General features: G+C 48.8%; 15 protein-coding genes, 1 tRNA gene and 3 rRNA genes. 13 read left to right on the top strand and 6 right to left on the bottom strand.

The window, feature by feature from the left end; all coding sequences use genetic code 11:
* Positions 1-8 precede the first annotated feature (8 nt).
* Genes trkA through def form a run of 4 tightly spaced genes read right to left on the bottom strand, consistent with a single transcriptional unit; the run spans position 9 to position 4,199 of the window.
* Positions 9-1,418 (bottom strand): Trk system potassium transporter TrkA, encoded by a 1,410-nt coding sequence (gene trkA, locus AC5YB3_RS11605; protein ID WP_006083799.1) that lies wholly within the window; start codon positions 1,416-1,418, stop codon positions 9-11.
* A 15-nt stretch (positions 1,419-1,433) separates the two neighbouring features.
* Complete coding sequence (gene rsmB / locus AC5YB3_RS11600) at positions 1,434-2,720, bottom strand: 16S rRNA (cytosine(967)-C(5))-methyltransferase RsmB (RefSeq protein ID WP_259561417.1); 1,287 nt, start codon at positions 2,718-2,720, stop codon at positions 1,434-1,436.
* A gap of 1 nt (position 2,721) precedes the next feature.
* Positions 2,722-3,678 (bottom strand): methionyl-tRNA formyltransferase, encoded by a 957-nt coding sequence (fmt, locus tag AC5YB3_RS11595; RefSeq protein WP_107403103.1) that lies wholly within the window; start codon positions 3,676-3,678, stop codon positions 2,722-2,724.
* A gap of 8 nt (positions 3,679-3,686) precedes the next feature.
* Positions 3,687-4,199, bottom strand: coding sequence for a peptide deformylase (def, locus tag AC5YB3_RS11590; RefSeq protein ID WP_071939881.1), 513 nt, complete (start codon positions 4,197-4,199; stop codon positions 3,687-3,689).
* Between the two features lie 125 nt (positions 4,200-4,324).
* Between def and AC5YB3_RS11585 the strand changes: the two genes are divergently transcribed.
* From AC5YB3_RS11585 to hemF, 6 genes are all read left to right on the top strand, one after another.
* Positions 4,325-5,455 (top strand): LysM peptidoglycan-binding domain-containing protein, encoded by a 1,131-nt coding sequence (locus tag AC5YB3_RS11585; protein WP_006083795.1) that lies wholly within the window; start codon positions 4,325-4,327, stop codon positions 5,453-5,455.
* A gap of 83 nt (positions 5,456-5,538) precedes the next feature.
* Positions 5,539-6,555, top strand: a complete 1,017-nt coding sequence (dprA, locus tag AC5YB3_RS11580) for a DNA-processing protein DprA (RefSeq protein WP_494527152.1) — start codon at positions 5,539-5,541, stop codon at positions 6,553-6,555.
* A 2-nt stretch (positions 6,556-6,557) separates the two neighbouring features.
* On the top strand, positions 6,558-7,031 hold the full coding sequence (locus tag AC5YB3_RS11575; RefSeq protein WP_006083793.1) for a DUF494 family protein: 474 nt from the start codon (positions 6,558-6,560) through the stop codon (positions 7,029-7,031).
* A 119-nt stretch (positions 7,032-7,150) separates the two neighbouring features.
* Positions 7,151-7,714 carry a DNA topoisomerase family protein gene (locus AC5YB3_RS11570; protein ID WP_006083792.1) on the top strand — a complete coding sequence of 188 codons (564 nt, stop codon included), beginning with the start codon at positions 7,151-7,153 and terminating at the stop codon, positions 7,712-7,714.
* Between the two features lie 126 nt (positions 7,715-7,840).
* The gene (gene tsaC, locus AC5YB3_RS11565) at positions 7,841-8,407 is read left to right on the top strand and encodes an L-threonylcarbamoyladenylate synthase type 1 TsaC (protein ID WP_011845357.1); all 567 of its coding nucleotides are present in this window, start codon (positions 7,841-7,843) and stop codon (positions 8,405-8,407) included.
* Positions 8,408-8,432: 25 nt separating this feature from the next.
* Positions 8,433-9,341: an oxygen-dependent coproporphyrinogen oxidase gene (gene hemF, locus AC5YB3_RS11560; protein ID WP_006084800.1), complete on the top strand. Its 909-nt coding sequence runs from the start codon at positions 8,433-8,435 to the stop codon at positions 9,339-9,341.
* 34 nt (positions 9,342-9,375) lie between these two features.
* On the opposite strand, the gene AC5YB3_RS11555 is transcribed toward hemF, so the two are convergent.
* The gene (locus tag AC5YB3_RS11555) at positions 9,376-9,813 is read right to left on the bottom strand and encodes a group II truncated hemoglobin (RefSeq protein ID WP_006083789.1); all 438 of its coding nucleotides are present in this window, start codon (positions 9,811-9,813) and stop codon (positions 9,376-9,378) included.
* Positions 9,814-9,966: 153 nt separating this feature from the next.
* On the opposite strand from AC5YB3_RS11555, the gene aroE reads away from it, so the two are divergent.
* Both aroE and AC5YB3_RS11545 read left to right on the top strand, forming a co-directional pair.
* Positions 9,967-10,815 (top strand): shikimate dehydrogenase, encoded by an 849-nt coding sequence (gene aroE, locus AC5YB3_RS11550; protein ID WP_494527151.1) that lies wholly within the window; start codon positions 9,967-9,969, stop codon positions 10,813-10,815.
* A gap of 5 nt (positions 10,816-10,820) precedes the next feature.
* Positions 10,821-11,096, top strand: coding sequence for a DUF1488 family protein (locus AC5YB3_RS11545; protein ID WP_006083787.1), 276 nt, complete (start codon positions 10,821-10,823; stop codon positions 11,094-11,096).
* Positions 11,097-11,229: 133 nt separating this feature from the next.
* On the opposite strand, the gene AC5YB3_RS11540 is transcribed toward AC5YB3_RS11545, so the two are convergent.
* Positions 11,230-11,778, bottom strand: coding sequence for a gamma carbonic anhydrase family protein (locus AC5YB3_RS11540; RefSeq protein WP_432341853.1), 549 nt, complete (start codon positions 11,776-11,778; stop codon positions 11,230-11,232).
* 587 nt (positions 11,779-12,365) lie between these two features.
* On the opposite strand from AC5YB3_RS11540, the gene AC5YB3_RS11535 reads away from it, so the two are divergent.
* The 5 genes from AC5YB3_RS11535 to AC5YB3_RS11515 all read left to right on the top strand — a co-directional run bounded on the left by AC5YB3_RS11535 (position 12,366) and on the right by AC5YB3_RS11515 (position 18,164).
* A 16S ribosomal RNA gene (locus AC5YB3_RS11535) occupies positions 12,366-13,910 on the top strand.
* 368 nt (positions 13,911-14,278) lie between these two features.
* Positions 14,279-17,181: ribosomal RNA gene (locus AC5YB3_RS11530) — 23S ribosomal RNA — on the top strand.
* A 190-nt stretch (positions 17,182-17,371) separates the two neighbouring features.
* Positions 17,372-17,487, top strand: a 5S ribosomal RNA gene (gene rrf, locus AC5YB3_RS11525).
* Together the 16S, 23S and 5S rRNA genes with 1 tRNA gene alongside form the textbook arrangement of a ribosomal RNA operon.
* A 36-nt stretch (positions 17,488-17,523) precedes the next feature.
* Positions 17,524-17,600: transfer RNA gene (locus tag AC5YB3_RS11520), tRNA-Asp, on the top strand.
* 309 nt (positions 17,601-17,909) lie between these two features.
* Positions 17,910-18,164 carry a YkgJ family cysteine cluster protein gene (locus AC5YB3_RS11515; protein WP_006083785.1) on the top strand — a complete coding sequence of 85 codons (255 nt, stop codon included), beginning with the start codon at positions 17,910-17,912 and terminating at the stop codon, positions 18,162-18,164.
* Positions 18,165-18,174 lie beyond the last annotated feature (10 nt).

Below are 18,174 nucleotides of genomic sequence, written 5' to 3'. Positions count from 1 at the left end.
TTAGGTTCTTAGAAGAAGAAAGCACTTGGTTGGAAAAGCTTCTCGACTTCGCCGACAAACTTTTTATTCACTAGGAATAAGATCACGTGATCCCCTTGTTCTATCACGGTTTTGTCGTGAGCCATTAATACTTCGTCGTTGCGGACAATAGCACCAATGGTGGTTCCCGGTGGCAACTTAATATCGCCAATGGCTTTGCCAACCACTTTAGACGTGCTGGCATCCCCGTGGGCAATCGCTTCAATTGCCTCGGCGGCGCCGCGACGTAGGGAGTAAACGTTACAGATATCACCCTGACGGATATGGGTTAACAGTGCCGAAATGGTGGCTTGCTGGGGTGAGATAGCAATGTCGATATTAGCTTCTTGGACGATATCCACATAGGCTTCGCGCTGGATCAGCACCATGACTTTTTTCGCGCCCATACGTTTTGCCAGCAATGCCGACATAATATTGGCTTCATCGTCATTGGTCACCGCAATAAATACGTCGGTTTGATCTATGTGTTCTTCGAGCAGTAATTCTTGATCCGAAGCGTCACCACAGAACACGGTTGTATTTTCCAGTTGCTCCGATAAGGCTTCAGCCCGCTCATACTTATGCTCAATCAGTTTAACTGAGTGGGTGCGCTCGAGGCGTTTGGCTAAACCTAAGCCTATGTTACCGCCACCGGCGATCATAATGTTGCGGTAGGAGTTATCGAGCTTTTGCATTTCGCTCATAACAGCGCGAATGTGGCGACTGTCGGCGACGAAGAAGACTTCATCATCGGCTTCGATAATAGTGGTACCGCGAGGCATGATAGGGCGGCCTTGGCGGAAAATCGCCGCAACCCGGGTATCAATATTCGGCATGTGTTCGCGCAGTGCCGCTAACGCATTCCCCACCAGTGGGCCGCCATAATAGGCGCGAACGGCCACTAGGCTTAGCCGTCCTTCGGCAAATTCGAGTACTTGTAGCGCGCCGGGATATTCAACAAGTCGCTGAATGTAAGCGGTCACTAACTGTTCAGGGGCGATTAATTCATCGATCACGAAGCCGCCGCGGGGGCGACCGTCGCTATTTTTGGTTTCACTGTCGATAAAGAGTTTATCGCGCATCGCCAGATAAGGTTCTGAACGAATACGGGCAATTTTTGTTGGCGTGCCGAAAAGGGTGTAAGCAATCTGGCAGGCGGCCATGTTGCATTCATCGCTATTGGTTACCGCGATCAGCATGTCGGCATCTTCTGCGCCCGCTTCTCTGAGCACATCAGGGTGGGCTGCATGGCCCGCCACAACGCGAAGGTCATATTTATCTTGCAGGGCGCGTAGTCTGGATTTGTCATGATCGACTATGGTGATGTCATTATTCTCACCTACCAAATTTTCGGCCAAGGTTCCCCCGACTTGACCCGCACCTAATATGATAATTTTCATGGCCTTGCTTACTTCCTAATCGGTCGCTTTTAATAAACGGGCGTAATAGAACCCATCCATATTGTCTTGTCCTGGCGTGATTTGCCAACCTATATCCTGTGGCGAATTTTGCTGGGAGAGTGTGTCTAGCTTAGCATCTGCCGTTCTCTCTAAAAACGCACTGATCTGGTCGCGATTTTCCTGCGGTAAAATCGAGCAAGTGGCATAAAGAAGCGTGCCACCGGGTTTGAGCCACTTCCAGCAATGCTCGAGAATTTGCTGTTGTAGTTCAGCCAATTCTTCGATGTCATGGTTTTTGCGTAACCATTTAATATCGGGATGGCGGCGGATCACTCCCGTGGCCGAGCATGGCGCGTCCAGTAAGATACGATCAAATTGTCCACCTTGCCACCATGAGTCAATATTGGCCGCATCGCCATGGATAAGCTCCGCTTTTAATGACAAGCGGTCAAGGTTCTGTTGTACGCGCTCGAGGCGTTTGGCATCAAAGTCGACGGCAACCAGTTTGATGCTTGGCTCAAGTTCGAGTAGATGACAGCTTTTACCACCGGGCGCCGCGCAGGCATCGAGGATTAATTCATTCGCTTGTGGCGCCAGTAATGTCGCCGCCCATTGCGCCGCGCCATCTTGCACTGAGGCCGCGCCTTCATGGAAGCGTGGCAGTGTGGCGACATCTTTTGGATGCGCTAAAAGGATGGCATCGGCACTGCTGCCTTCGCTCGCTTCAATCTCGAGTTCGGCTAAAGCAGCAAGGTATTCGGCACGGCTCTGGGATAAGCGATTGTTACGCAGCCACATAGGTGGGCGTTCATGGCTTTGTTGAATGATGTCTTGCCACTGCTCGGGATAGGCTTCTTTCAAACGCTTAATCAACCAAGCGGGCGTGTTGTAGCTTAAGGTATCTGACTCAGTGCTTAGCGGCGAAAGCTGACGCTGAATGTTGCGCAGTACACCGTTAACGACCTTAACCATGCCTTCAAATTTTAACTGGCGACAGGCTTCGGCGGTTTCTGAAATCGCGGCGTGGCTTGGAATGCGAGTGAAGTAAAGTTGATAGCAACCTATGATCAGCAACTGGTGGATAATCCTTTGCTTACCTTTGAGTGGTTTCGCTAGGCATTCACTGATGCGTTTCTCTATTTGCGGCAGAGTGCGCATCACGCCGTAACAGAGCTCGGCGAGTAGGGCTTTATCTTTGCCACTGGCAAGGTGCTTTTGTTGATCGGGCAATGCCACTGAGAGTGACACACCTTTTTCTAATACTTCGAAGATGGCTTTCGCAGCCAGCGCGCGCAAGTTCATACTATTGTGCCTCGTTTGCGAGGCGAGTATTCGGGCTAAACCATTCACCTCGAGCATTGAGAATATCGGCAACATTGAGCGGCTTTTTCCCCGGCAGCTGCATACTCAGCAGGGTTAATACGCCGTCGGCGGTGGCGACTTCTATGCCTTTTTTGCTGGCGCTGATAATAGTGCCCGGAGCGGCTGTGCTGGTGGTTTCACTAACTTGGGTTTGCCACACTTTAATAGTATTGCCTTGGTGCTCAAAGTAACTCACAGGCCAAGGATTAAAGGCACGGACTTCTTGCCAGAGTTGTTTGGCAGATTTATTCCAATCGAGTCTGGCTTCTTCTTTACTGAGTTTTTCTGCGTAGTTCGCTAAGGCTTCATCTTGTTTTTCAGCGGCTAAGGTGCCGTTTGCTAGACCTTCGAGGGCTTGCAATAGGGCAACAGGACCTTGTTCCGCCAATTTCTCGTAAAGGCTGGCTGAGGTGTCGCTATCTTCAATCGGCAGAGTGGTTTTCAGTAGCATATCGCCGGTATCTAAACCCACATCCATCTGCATAACGGTCACGCCGGTTTCTTTGTCGCCGGCCCAAAGCGCGCGTTGGATCGGTGCGGCACCACGCCAGCGTGGCAAAATAGAACCGTGAACGTTAATACAACCTAGACGCGGCGTATCTAATACGACTTTTGGCAGGATCAGACCGTAGGCAACCACCACCATGATATCGGCATTCAGCGCGGCAAGCTCTTGTTGCGCGGGTTCTTTACGTAATGAACCAGGTTGATACACAGGAATATTGTTGGCGACGGCGAGTTCTTTTACTGGGCTGGCGGTCAGTTTCTTGCCGCGGCCAGCGGGTCTATCGGGCTGAGTGTAAACGCCAATCACATTGTGGTGTGAGTTCAACAGTGCTTGTAAGTGGCGAGCGGCAAAATCCGGTGTTCCGGCAAAGATGATGTTGAGTGGTTTCAAATCTGATCCTATGCTTCTTTGGCGTCCAATCGGGCCGCTTTTTCAAGTTTTTGTTTGATCCGCTGACGTTTTAGCGGCGACAGATAATCGACAAACAATTTGCCTTTGAGGTGATCCATTTCGTGTTGAATACAGATAGCAAAAAGCTCATCGGCCTCAACAATAAATTCGTTGCCGTGCCTGTCTAAGGCTTTTACCGTAACAAATTCGGCGCGATCGACTTTGGCATAAATGCCTGGCACCGACAGGCAACCTTCTTCATTGCAGAAGTCGCCGCTGCTGGCGATAATTTCGGGATTAATAAACACTTTAGGTCGTTCGACTTCATCTTGTAAGTCCATGACAATAAGTTGTTTATGGTAATCCACTTGGGTCGCGGCCAGACCGATACCTTTTTCTTGGTACATGGTGTCGAACATATCATCAATTTGAGTTTGCAGCTCGGCATTAAACTCTGTGATGGGTGTGGCTCGTGTCCGCAATCTTTCGTCAGGAAATTGTAATACTTTTAATTGTGCCATACATAAACTCTTAACAAGTCTGTCAAATCTCTGCCAGTTAGTTATACTGACTGATGCTAATGGGTTAATTTTAATCTTTAGTGCCTATCAATAACAGTAAAAGCTCAAACTAAGAGCCAAACAACATGGAAATACCCATGAAACGGTTAATTTTACTCGCGTTAATGACATTCAATTGCACGTTTGTTGCCGCCGATACCCTTACGCTGAAAGCGGGGCATCCTGAGTCATATGTGGTGAAAAAGGGCGATACTCTTTGGGATATCTCCGCAGCGTTTCTAAATGATCCATGGAAATGGCCACGTCTTTGGGATGTAAACCCACAGATTGCCAATCCCCATCTTATTTATCCTGGCGATCAACTCACACTCGTGTTTGTCGATGGTCAGCCTCGGCTTGTGCGCAACGGCGACATGGTTGACAGTGCTAAACCCCATGTGAAGAAGAGTCCTGAAGGACGGATCATTGCTAAGAGCAATGCGATTCCTGCCGTCGACTTGGCCTTAATTGAACAGTATTTAGTGCAGAATCGCGTTGTCGCAACCGACTGGCTTGCCGAGCAACCTATGGTATTGGCAGGTGAAAGCCCATCGCGTCACCATATTGTGGGTGATGTGATTTATATCGATGCTGAACTGCCGATAAATCAAAAGTACGGTGTTTACGAACGTGGTCGCGAGTTTTTCAATAAAGCGTCAGGCGAAGCGATAGGACAAGAGGCCATTTTAGCCTCAACTGGGCAAGTGGTTGAGTCTGGTAAGGTTTCAAAAATTAAGTTGTTAACCAGCTTTCGTGAAACCAAAGCGGGTTTCAGAGTCATGCCGATGGAAAGTGATTCCTTGATGTCAGCTTACTTTACGCCAAAACCGGCAGAGTTAAAGACGCCAGCCGTCGTGCTTGCTATCGAATCAAAGATGCGTGAAGCGGGTAAGTTGGATGTGGTGTACTTAGATAAAGGCACCCAAGATGGGGTTGAGCCCGGAGTTGTGTTCTCTATTTACCGTGATGGTGAAGTCATCGTCATCAACAATGATGGTATGCCAGTGCCTGCCACTGAGCGCACCGCCTACGATAACCTGATGGCATCTGTCTCATCGGATCGCGCTATTCAAATGCCAGATATCTATCATGGTAAATTGTTGGTTTTCAAAGTATTCGACAAAGCGAGCTTAGGTTTGATTGTCTCCACCGAGCGGCCTGTGCGTGTCGACGATAAGTTAATTGCCCCTGAGTCTTTAGCTTTAAGAGGTCAGTAATATCTGAACATTTGGTCGATTGGTTAGTTGTTTGCGCTGTATCTGGGCTGGGACCCGCTCGGATCCAACAATTATTAACGCACATGGAAGTGGACGACCTCAGACAAAGGTTAGAGCACGAGAGAGAAGCGCTACCTTTATCTGACCATCTGCTCCATAGTCTTGCTATTGATTATCAAAAAGTCGATGTCGCCCTCGAATGGCAGCAGCAAGCCGCTGACCATCATCTCGTTTGTTTCTCCGATCCGCTTTATCCGCCGTTATTAAAACAACTCTCAGATCCGCCCGCCGTCCTGTTCGTTAAAGGTTGTTTGGAGGCGTTAGCCCTTCCTTATCTTGCGATTGTCGGCAGCCGTAATGCTTCTCCAGGCGGATTGCAGGTCGCTTATCAGCTGGCTGTGGAGATGTCCTCAATGGGATTTGGTATCTGCAGCGGTATGGCGATGGGGATTGATGGTGCTGCCCATAAAGCCTGTGTTGAACATCAAGGGCGAACCGTTGCTGTACTCGGGACTGGCATTGAGACTGTCTATCCACGAAAACATCGGCAGCTTTATCATGATATTCAGCAGCAAGGCTGTATACTTAGCGAGTTTTGGCCAGATGTCGGTCCCTTTGCGGGGAATTTCCCGAAACGAAATCGGATTATTAGCGGTCTTTCTTTAGGGACTCTTGTGGTTGAAGCCTGTCGTAAAAGCGGTTCTTTAATCACAGCGAGGTTGGCGATGGAGCAAGGGCGTGAGGTGTTTGCCGTTCCGGGCTCAATCTTGGGTGGTTACCATCAAGGCTGTCATGATTTATTACGTGATGGGGCAAAACTTGTGGAAACAGCCGCCGATATAGTGGAGGAGTTGGCAAGTTTAACCGCTTACCACCTTGAAGAATTGAAGTTATGCCACCATATACAGCAAGGCGAGATTTGTAATTTGCCATTTTCGTCTCTGTTAGCTAGTGTAGGTTATGAAACTACATCCATTGATGCAGTAGTTGAACATAGTGGGAAAACGATAGATCTGGTGTTAGAACAAATGCTTGAACTTGAGTTGCAAGGTTGGGTGATTGCAGTACCCGGTGGTTACGTCAGAGTAAAGAGGAGCTAGCCATGTTTGATATCCTCATGTATCTATTTGAAAACTATGTTCACAGTGAAGTTGAACTACTAGTTGATGAAGACGAGTTAACCAAGGAACTCACTCGTGCCGGATTTCATCAATCCGAGATTTTAAAAGCGTTAACTTGGTTAGAGCGCTTAGCTGAATTACAAGAAGGGGATAAACCTTATCTTTGTAATCACGATCAGCATTCGTTTCGTATCTATACAAAGGACGAAATGGACAAGCTGGATGTGGAATCCCGCGGTTTCTTGCTGTTTTTAGAGCAAGTTAAAGTGCTGAATGTCGAAACCCGTGAAATGGTGATCGATAGAGTCATGGAGTTGGATGAGCCAACCCTGATTTTAGAAGATCTCAAATGGGTTATCTTAATGGTGTTGTTTAACGCTCCTGGTCATGAGTCCGCTTATGAGCAAATGGAAGATTTAATCTTCGAACAGCCAGAAGGCCGACTACATTCTTAATCGTTGTGAAAGATGAATTATGAGAGAAAGGAGGCTAAGACCTCCTTTTTTGATGCCATAAATTCCTTGATGGCACTGCGCTTGATATTCTAATGCGCTACGACAGGTGGTGAATGATTATGTCTAAGATTGATGAACAATTATTTAGTGCCCACGAACACGCACTGGAAAAAGAATACGAACTTTGCCCTGAATGTGGCAGCGAGTTATCGGTCAAACACAGTAAGCACGGCGGTTTTATTGGCTGTAATAATTACCCTAGCTGTAATTACACTCGTCCCTTAGTGCAGCACGAATCAATTGAAACTCAAGTGATTGAAGGTTCTGTATGTCCTGAATGCGGCCACGAACTGGCGGTCAAGTCTGGGCGATTTGGGATCTTTATCGGTTGCACTCAATACCCTAGCTGCACGCATATTGAAAAACAGGATCAAGCGAGCGATAAGCCTGATATCCCTTGCCCAGAATGTAAAACGGGTAAACTGGAGCACAGAACGAGTCGCTTCGGAAAGAGTTTTTATGCCTGTAGCGCTTACCCTAAGTGCAAGTTTATTGTGAATTATCCTCCGGTTGCTGAAGATTGCCCGAGCTGTGGTTTTGGGATCTTAGTCGAGCGTAAAGGTGCGGCGGGGATGCGTTTAGAATGTCCGCAAAAAACCTGCAAGTACAAGCGCCCCTTGTAGCGAGGCCATTGCATAATATTTGTTGCCTTAGTGCGGCTTGAGTATAATCCCCAACCGACCGTTAGATGGGGCGGCGAAGATTCGGGTAATGACAAAAACTGATAAGACGCATAAGGTGATTTGATAATGTTGCAGCTACACCCATCCGATATAAAAGACATCATTCTTCAAGGTGGCGTTATCGCTTATCCAACCGAGGCGGTTTATGGCCTAGGTTGCGACCCTGATAACGACACTGCTATCCAAAAGTTATTGGCGGTAAAACAGCGCCCATGGCAGAAAGGACTGATCTTAGTCGCCAGTGATTTTCAGCAGCTTTTAGCCTATGTTGATGAATCGCAATTGACGGCTGAGCAGCTTGAATTTGCATTTTCCAAGTGGCCGGGGCCTTTTACCTTTGTCATGCCAATCAAAGCACATGTTTCAAAATACCTCTGTGGCGAATTTGACTCTATCGCAGTGCGAGTGTCGGCCCATGCTGGGGTACAAGCCCTGTGCCGCGCGCTTAATAAACCTTTAGTGTCGACCAGTGCTAACCTTGCAGGTGAAGATCCCGCATTAACTGCCGCTGAAATCCTCGCTGATTTTACCGGTAAAATCGATGCACTGGTATTAGGCGAACTCGGCGAACAACGTCAGCCCTCGACCATTATCGATGCACGAAGCGGCAAAATTTTACGAAATGGACAATGAGCAAACCAATAATAAGGATAACAAGATGAGTGTGCCTGATGCTGCAGTGGTAAAAGCGTTTTTACTCGATTTACAAAACCGAATTTGTGCCGGTTTACAGGCTCTGGATGGCCAAGCAACGTTTGCCGCCGATTCATGGACCCGCGCCGAAGGCGGTGGTGGCACGAGCCGAGTATTAACCCAAGGTGCAGTATTCGAGCAAGCTGGAGTTAACTTTTCCCATGTGACTGGCGCCGCTATGCCGGCGTCAGCTACGGCGCATCGCCCAGAATTGGCGGGTCGCAGTTTTGAAGCTATGGGGGTGTCTTTAGTGATCCATCCTAACAATCCGTATATCCCGACGACTCACGCCAATGTGCGCTTCTTCATCGCCCAAAAAGAGGGGGCCGATCCTGTGTGGTGGTTTGGCGGTGGTTTTGACTTAACACCTTATTATCCATTTGAGGAAGATGTGCGCGAGTGGCATCAAACATCTAAGGATATTTGTGCGCCTTTCGGGGATGAGGTTTATCCCAAATATAAGAAATGGTGCGATGAGTATTTCTTCCTGCCGCATCGTAATGAAACCCGCGGCGTGGGCGGACTGTTTTTCGATGACTTGAATCAAGCAGGATTCGAGCAAAGCTTTAGCTTTATGCAAGCCGTGGGCAATGGCTTCTTAACGGCCTATGCGCCGATTGTTGAGCGTCGTAAGGATACTGAGTTCGGTGAGCGTGAGCGTCAGTTCCAACTCTATCGCCGTGGTCGTTATGTTGAGTTCAACTTAGTCTACGACAGAGGCACGCTGTTTGGTCTGCAGACAGGCGGTCGTACCGAGTCTATCTTAATGTCGATGCCGCCATTAGTGCGTTGGCAATATGCTTATACGCCAGAGGCGGGAAGCCCAGAGGCAGATTTGTACGATAACTACCTCAAACCACGCGATTGGGTTTAGCCGTTAATCTTAAAAAGTGGATGCCATATCCACTTTATTGATTACGCATATGATCGGCCAGAGTTGAAATCGCCTCAAAGATGGCGGCTCGATGCTCTGGCTTTTTAATGTTCTCTTCAATCGCAAACTTCATACAAAACAGCCATTGATCGCGCATTGCCTCATCAATATCGACATGCATGTGTCGTGCTCGCAATGCGGGATGACCATATTTTTGCTGATAAAGCTGCGGTCCGCCGAGCCAGCCACTTAAAAATTCGAATAGCTTCTGCTCAGACTCCGCAATGGGCGCCCTATGAATGGCAAGCAGTGTTGTCGTTTCTGCCGAACTTGCCATCTTCTGATAAAAACATTTAGTGATAGCGCGGATCACCTTCTCGCCGCCGATTAAGTCATAGGCGTTAGATTGACTCGGATCGCGATCATCCTGCGGCGGAGTGTGTTTACTAAAAATCTTTTTAAGCCAGTTCATTGGAATAGTCGTTCACTAAAGTAGAGTGTATTGAGCCGATGGCGCATTATAGCGTGAAACCCAACGTGAAATTTAGTTGAACATAATTCGTCTTGCGTGGGCTCAAAAGCGCGGTAGACTGCAAAGCCATCGAACCTAAAATTTCATATCGCTATGACAGACAGATACGCAGTGTTTGGCAATCCAATTAGCCACAGTAAATCGCCGTTCATCCATGGACAATTTGCCGCGCCCACCCAAGAGTCATTAACCTATGAAGCCATTCTTGCTCCGGTCGATGGTTTTGAAGCCTCATTGACGGCGTTTTTCAATGCGGGCGGCAAGGGCGCCAATGTGACTGTGCCTTTTAAGGAGCAAGCTTTTGCGCTGTGTGACAGTATCAGCCCCGAAGCCAAACTCGCTGGCGCAGTCAACACCTTAAGTTTATTGGCCGATGGCACTATTCGCGGTGATAACACCGACGGCTTAGGGCTGGTGGCCGATCTCATCGCTAACTTAGGTAGCTTGCAACATCAGCGCGTGTTACTCATTGGCGCTGGCGGCGCGGCGCGCGGTTGTATTCTGCCGTTATTAACTGCGCGAATTGCACAGCTGACCATCAGCAATCGCACCCACACTAAGGCGCAGCATTTGGTCGATATCTTTACTTCTGTGGATAACGGCGCTTACGCGAGTAAAGTCACCGCCGTAGAAATGAGTGAGCTTGCGGGCGAGTTCGATATCATTATCAATTCAACCTCGGCTAGCCTTGCGGGCGAGTTGCCACCTTTGCCAGCACATATTATCACCACCCAAACCGTTTGTTATGACATGATGTATGGCGCCTCGGTCACCGCGTTTAACCAATGGGCACTCTCCCAAGGTGCGGCGAAAGTCATTGATGGGCTAGGTATGTTAGTCGGACAAGCGGCCAAGAGTTTTACCCTATGGCGAGGTATTGAGCCAGACACCCAAGTGGTGTTGACGCTTTTGCGGGACAAACTAATGGCAGAGCCTAAGTAGGAAGCATGAATCAAAGTATTCTTTTCCCCGATCTGCAATATTGGGACGATGCCCAAGGGCAAATCTGTTTTATGGCGCAATCGCAGGGGATGAACATCAAGTGCTATATCAGTGCTGCTAAATTACGTGAGCTGAATGATTTCTCTGAACAGCCGAGCACCGATGAAGCGGCTGCTATGCTGGCATTGTTTGATGCGGTGAGATTTGACGCCGAAGAAATGGCAGAAGACTTAATCGAAGCCGAAGAGTTTGATGAGTTTGGCGCAGTACGCCTAGGCTAGTTTCATCGCGAGTTTCAGTGGATAGATTTTGAATCAATAAATAGCAAAAGGCGGCAGAGACTGAATGAGTCTCTGCCGCCTTTCTTATATAGCGATACTAAGCGACTAACTATAAGAGATTAGCGCTAAGTGACTAGAGGTTTTGTAATTCAACTAAGTATTCGTTTTTCAGTCTGACATAGTTGTCGGCAGATTCTGGCAAAAAGGCAATTTCGGCAGGTGTTAATGGACGAGCCTGCTTAGCTGGGCTGCCTACATATAAATAGCCGCTCTGTAATACCTTGCCCGGTGGCACTAAAGAGCCCGCACCTAAGATCACATCATCTTCTAAAATCGCACCGTCAAGAATAATCGCGCCCATGCCCACTAATACTCGGTTACCGACTTTGCAACCATGAAGCATCGCCTTGTGACCAATAGTCACATCATCACCAATAATCAGTGGATGACCATCGGGACGAGCAGCTGACTTACGCGTTACATGCAATATGCTACCGTCTTGCACGTTCGAGCGCTTACCAATACGAATATGGTTAACATCACCACGCGCCGCCACCATAGGCCAAATACTGGCATCAGTATCTAGTGCAATATCACCAACAAGCACCGAAGCTTCATCTACATACACATTATTGCCTAATTGAGGATGAATACCTTGGTAAGTTCTGAGTGGCCCTGACATAGAAAAGTCCCTAATTGAGTGGTTTTTTGCATTATAAAGGTTAAAAACTAGCTGGTCAGGTCAAATATCCAACGAACAGTGAGAAAATGACAATTATCTTAAAAATAGGGGTTGCACACTTTCTCAATCTCCCTATAATGCGCATCCACTGACACGGCAGACAGCGAAAGCAAGCTGACGAGTTAGCTTGAATTGAATGGCTTACTCTCTATTGAGAATGGCACTTAATTCAATCGCAGCAAGAAGTTGAAAAAACTCCTTGACGCGAAACGGGAAATGCGTAGAATACGCAGCCCTAGCCACCTGGAAGCGTTCGGCGCTCAGTGTGGTACTCACGTCCTCTTACGGATATTGAGTTGCTCTTTAACAAGATAAAACAAGAAATCTGTGTGGACACTCACAGGTGTTGAGTTAATCGAAACTGCTTAACCTTAGGGTTGGCAGTCAAAAATTTAAATCAATGTAACAATGAGTGTTCATAGCAATATGTACAGTTTGTTTCAGCACTTCTTTTATAAGGAGTGCGAGAAACAAAAAATCAGAATTCATTGAGCCGCTGAAGTCGAAAGACGGAAGCAACAAAACTTTAATTGAAGAGTTTGATCATGGCTCAGATTGAACGCTGGCGGCAGGCCTAACACATGCAAGTCGAGCGGCAGCGGGAAGATAGTTTACTATCTTTGCCGGCGAGCGGCGGACGGGTGAGTAATGCCTAGGGATCTGCCCAGTCGAGGGGGATAACAGTTGGAAACGACTGCTAATACCGCATACGCCCTACGGGGGAAAGGAGGGGACCTTCGGGCCTTCCGCGATTGGATGAACCTAGGTGGGATTAGCTAGTTGGTGAGGTAATGGCTCACCAAGGCGACGATCCCTAGCTGTTCTGAGAGGATGATCAGCCACACTGGGACTGAGACACGGCCCAGACTCCTACGGGAGGCAGCAGTGGGGAATATTGCACAATGGGGGAAACCCTGATGCAGCCATGCCGCGTGTGTGAAGAAGGCCTTCGGGTTGTAAAGCACTTTCAGTAGGGAGGAAAGGTAGCAGCTTAATACGCTGTTGCTGTGACGTTACCTACAGAAGAAGGACCGGCTAACTCCGTGCCAGCAGCCGCGGTAATACGGAGGGTCCGAGCGTTAATCGGAATTACTGGGCGTAAAGCGTGCGCAGGCGGTTTGTTAAGCGAGATGTGAAAGCCCCGGGCTCAACCTGGGAATTGCATTTCGAACTGGCGAACTAGAGTCTTGTAGAGGGGGGTAGAATTCCAGGTGTAGCGGTGAAATGCGTAGAGATCTGGAGGAATACCGGTGGCGAAGGCGGCCCCCTGGACAAAGACTGACGCTCAGGCACGAAAGCGTGGGGAGCAAACAGGATTAGATACCCTGGTAGTCCACGCCGTAAACGATGTCTACTCGGAGTTTGGTGTCTTGAACACTGGGCTCTCAAGCTAACGCATTAAGTAGACCGCCTGGGGAGTACGGCCGCAAGGTTAAAACTCAAATGAATTGACGGGGGCCCGCACAAGCGGTGGAGCATGTGGTTTAATTCGATGCAACGCGAAGAACCTTACCTACTCTTGACATCCACGGAATTCGCTAGAGATAGCTTAGTGCCTTCGGGAACCGTGAGACAGGTGCTGCATGGCTGTCGTCAGCTCGTGTTGTGAAATGTTGGGTTAAGTCCCGCAACGAGCGCAACCCCTATCCTTATTTGCCAGCACGTAATGGTGGGAACTCTAGGGAGACTGCCGGTGATAAACCGGAGGAAGGTGGGGACGACGTCAAGTCATCATGGCCCTTACGAGTAGGGCTACACACGTGCTACAATGGCGAGTACAGAGGGTTGCAAAGCCGCGAGGTGGAGCTAATCTCACAAAGCTCGTCGTAGTCCGGATTGGAGTCTGCAACTCGACTCCATGAAGTCGGAATCGCTAGTAATCGTGGATCAGAATGCCACGGTGAATACGTTCCCGGGCCTTGTACACACCGCCCGTCACACCATGGGAGTGGGCTGCAAAAGAAGTGGGTAGCTTAACCTTCGGGGGGGCGCTCACCACTTTGTGGTTCATGACTGGGGTGAAGTCGTAACAAGGTAGCCCTAGGGGAACCTGGGGCTGGATCACCTCCTTACCTATACGACTAACTTAATGTTTGTTGAGTGTTCACACAGATTGCTTGTTTATCTTCTCTTAGGAGAAGTCAGAGCTGAATGCGCCGCTAGCCGGTACGCATTGTTCTTTAACAATTTGGAAAGCTGATAGTATGTAACGTGATGATGTCTGTCGTCATGTTACTTACAAACCGATGTAAACGTGGAAACGTTTGCATCATGAGTTCTCAAACACTTTATTAAGTGTCTTGAATATTCAAAAAGTAAATTATTCTTTATTGAATAGTTTACGTCTAAGGCGCGTCCACTTCTTTGGTCAGAAGTGAGACAAGTAAAACCAAGCTGGTCGCAATGCGGCTCAGGTGAGTGAAACTCATTTGGGTTGTATGGTTAAGCGACTAAGCGTATACGGTGGATGCCTTGGCAGTCAGAGGCGATGAAGGACGTAGTAACTTGCGAAAAGCGTTGGCGAGCTAGTAACAAGCATTTGAGCTAACGATGTCCGAATGGGGGAACCCAGCAGCATAAGCTGTTATCGCAACATGAATACATAGTGTTGCGAGGCGAACCCGGGGAACTGAAACATCTAAGTACCCGGAGGAAAAGAAATCAACCGAGATTCCCCTAGTAGCGGCGAGCGAACGGGGATTAGCCCTTAAGTCAGTGGGGTGTTAGTGGAATGTGTTGGAAAGCACAGCGGCACAGGGTGATAGCCCCGTACATGAAAACTAACCATTGATGAAAACGAGTAAGGCGGGACACGTGACATCCTGTTTGAATATGGGGGGACCATCCTCCAAGGCTAAATACTCCTGACTGACCGATAGTGAACCAGTACCGTGAGGGAAAGGCGAAAAGAACCCCTGTGAGGGGAGTGAAATAGAACCTGAAACCGTATACGTACAAGCAGTGGGAGCGGTTCTTGAGACCGTGACTGCGTACCTTTTGTATAATGGGTCAGCGACTTACATTTTGTAGCGAGGTTAAGCGAATAGCGGAGCCGTAGGGAAACCGAGTGTTAACTGCGCGTTTAGTTGCAAGGTGTAGACCCGAAACCCGGTGATCTAGCCATGGGCAGGTTGAAGGTTGAGTAACATCAACTGGAGGACCGAACCGACTAATGTTGAAAAATTAGCGGATGACTTGTGGCTGGGGGTGAAAGGCCAATCAAACCGGGAGATATCTGGTTCTCCTCGAAAGCTATTTAGGTAGCGCCTCGAGCGAATACCATTGGGGGTAGAGCACTGTTAAGGCTAGGGGGTCATCCCGACTTACCAACCCTTTGCAAACTCCGAATACCAATGAGTACTACTCGGGAGACAGACGGCGGGTGCTAACGTCCGTCGTCAAAAGGGAAACAACCCAGACCGTCAGCTAAGGTCCCAAAGTACTAGCTAAGTGGGAAACGATGTGGGAAGGCTTAGACAGCTAGGATGTTGGCTTAGAAGCAGCCATCATTTAAAGAAAGCGTAATAGCTCACTAGTCGAGTCGGCCTGCGCGGAAGATGTAACGGGGCTAAGCTAGTCACCGAAGCTACGGGTGCACAGTTTACTGTGCGCGGTAGAGGAGCGTTCTGTAAGCCGTTGAAGGTGAAGGGGTAACCCACGCTGGAGGTATCAGAAGTGCGAATGCTGACATGAGTAACGATAAAGGGGGTGAAAAACCCCCTCGCCGAAAGACCAAGGGTTCCTGTCCAACGTTAATCGGGGCAGGGTGAGTCGACCCCTAAGGTGAGGCCGAAAGGCGTAATCGATGGGAAACAGATTAATATTTCTGTACTTCCGCTAACTGCGATGGAGAGACGGAGAAGGCTAGGCTAGCGCGGCGTTGGTAGTCCGCGTTTAAGGTGGTAGGTTGATTTCTTAGGCAAATCCGGGGAATCGCACTTTAGTGTGCAGACTGAGAGCTGATGACGAGGTCCTAAGGGACTGAAGTAGTTGATGCCATGCTTCCAGGAAAATCTTCTAAGCTTCAGGTTAGCGGGAATCGTACCCCAAACCGACACAGGTGGTCGGGTAGAGAATACCAAGGCGCTTGAGAGAACTCGGCTGAAGGAACTAGGCAAAATGGTACCGTAACTTCGGGAGAAGGTACGCTCCTGTTGGTGATGAGACTTGCTCTCTAAGCTGACGGGAGTCGCAGATACCAGGTGGCTGCAACTGTTTATCAAAAACACAGCACTGTGCAAACTCGCAAGAGGAAGTATACGGTGTGACGCCTGCCCGGTGCCGGAAGGTTAATTGATTGGGTTATCGCAAGAGAAGCTCATGATCGAAGCCCCGGTAAACGGCGGCCGTAACTATAACGGTCCTAAGGTAGCGAAATTCCTTGTCGGGTAAGTTCCGACCTGCACGAATGGCGTAATGATGGCCACGCTGTCTCCAGCCGAGACTCAGTGAAGTTGAAATTGCGGTGAAGATGCCGTATACCCGCGGCTAGACGGAAAGACCCCGTGAACCTTTACTATAGCTTGGCACTGAACATTGAACCTACATGTGTAGGATAGGTGGGAGACTTTGAAGTTGTGACGCTAGTCATGATGGAGTCGTCCTTGAAATACCACCCTTGTAGTTTTGATGTTCTAACCTAGGTCCCTTATCGGGATTAGGGACAGTGCCTGGTGGGTAGTTTGACTGGGGCGGTCTCCTCCCAAAGAGTAACGGAGGAGCACGAAGGTTGGCTAAGTACGGTCGGACATCGTACGGTTAGTGCAATGGCATAAGCCAGCTTAACTGCGAGACATACACGTCGAGCAGGTACGAAAGTAGGTCATAGTGATCCGGTGGTTCTGAATGGAAGGGCCATCGCTCAACGGATAAAAGGTACTCCGGGGATAACAGGCTGATACCGCCCAAGAGTTCATATCGACGGCGGTGTTTGGCACCTCGATGTCGGCTCATCACATCCTGGGGCTGAAGTCGGTCCCAAGGGTATGGCTGTTCGCCATTTAAAGTGGTACGCGAGCTGGGTTCAGAACGTCGTGAGACAGTTCGGTCCCTATCTGCCGTGGGCGTTGGATGATTGAAGGGAGCTGCTCCTAGTACGAGAGGACCGGAGTGGACGAACCGCTGGTGTTCGGGTTGTCATGCCAATGGCATTGCCCGGTAGCTACGTTCGGAATCGATAACCGCTGAAAGCATCTAAGCGGGAAGCGAGCCCTAAGATGAGTCATCCCTAGGAATTTAATTCCTCTAAAGAGCCGTTCGAGACTAGGACGTTGATAGGCATGGTGTGTAAGCGTTGTGAGGCGTTGAGCTAACATGTACTAATGACTCGAGAGGCTTAACCATACAACCCAGATGGGTTTTACTGAAAATGTTCCAGACATTTTCTAGCACTTCCTCCATCCATGGAGGTCGTACGAAAAGCCTTAGACAGAATATCGACACTTGATGAAGTGCGAACTCAAACAAAGCAAATCAGCTTTCCGAATTATTATTAACGTGGTCCAGCGATGGACACGGTAATAAACAGAATTTGCTTGGTGACAATAGCCTTGTGGAACCACCTGATCCCATCCCGAACTCAGAAGTGAAACGCAAACGCGCCGATGGTAGTGTGGGGTCTCCCCATGTGAGAGTAGGTCATCGCCAAGCGCCTAATTTAGGTTAACGTGCAAACGTTAGACTAAAGGAGCGGTAGTTCAGTTGGTTAGAATACCGGCCTGTCACGCCGGGGGTCGCGGGTTCGAGTCCCGTCCGCTCCGCCAACATTTCGATAAGCCCTAACAGCAATGTTAGGGCTTTTTCGTATCTGGAATTTATCTATTTCAATCGTCGCGGCCGTCCCGTCCAACAGCATCCCTGCTTAACAGCCCAGTTCGGCATCGCTACCTCACATTCGTCGGCGTAAAATTTAAATCTCAGCCTACTTTTGTCTAAGTTTGTCCCACTTATTTCATATTATGTCTTTCTCGCACAGAATGGCGCTTGTGCGCGACTTGGCAGTATTGACCTGTGACACTGATCTCGGACAAATTAAACGGTATAATGCCTTATGTCTTTCATGAGTAACGAAAATGAATTGTCGTCTTGGGTGTGGTGCTTGCTGTATTGCGCCTTCAATTAGCAGCGGTATTCCTGGTATGCCAAATGGTAAGGCTGCGGGTGAGCGTTGTGTGCAGCTGAGTGATGCCAATTTATGTTTGATCTTCGGCTCGCCCGATCGTCCCGCGGTTTGTAGTGATTTTGATGCATCCGAAGATGTATGTGGTCATTCGAACGAAGAGGCGCTTTGGTTGATTACCCAACTCGAAGCTCAAACCTCTCATTAAGTTTATCGCT

The organism is Shewanella sp. 1311 (assembly GCF_059338235.1).
The sequence above is the reverse complement of the archived record's forward strand: the minus strand, read 5'-3'. Positions and strand labels throughout refer to the sequence as shown.